1 protein-coding gene is annotated in these 460 nt (G+C 36.5%); it reads right to left on the reverse strand.

Features of this window, described 5'->3' with window-relative positions:
* On the reverse strand, nucleotides 1-355 hold a 355-nt coding region (locus tag J1781_RS00365; protein ID WP_217233015.1), incomplete at its 3' end, for a hypothetical protein.
* Nucleotides 356-460 lie beyond the last annotated feature (105 nt).

Consider the following 460-nt stretch of genomic DNA (forward strand, 5'->3'; position numbering starts at 1 on the left):
GTATGGGTTGTGGTTGGGCTTCATTGATTGTCTGTGTTGATTGTGATGATAGCCCTGCCTTCTTTCTTAAATTATCCAATGTTGCATTAATGCGTTTTAAGTCATTATCGCGTGTCACAGTCTTATCCAAAATTTCAACCAATGTTTTAGCAAAATTTGAATTCCTACTAGCATAAGATAAAACCGCCCCACCAATGACAACCTTAATTGCTGTTTGGGCTTTATTCTCTAATTGTTTAAGACGTGCGATTTCAGCCATCTTTTTTGCGACGGTTTGAGATTGAGGCGTTACTATTAGACTATCGCTAGTGGCTATTTCACTTTCTAAATTTGGCGTACTGAGTTGATTATCCATTTTTATCTACCTTTACTATAAAAGTATCATCATATCATCACACATTAGCAAAGGCAAAAGCAGGAAAATGCCCCCATCTGTTATTATTTCGTATAGCATATTGTC

Origin of the sequence: Rahnella perminowiae (assembly GCF_019049695.1) — a bacterium.
In the GTDB taxonomy this organism is placed as follows: Bacteria; Pseudomonadota; Gammaproteobacteria; order Enterobacterales; family Enterobacteriaceae; genus Rahnella; species Rahnella perminowiae.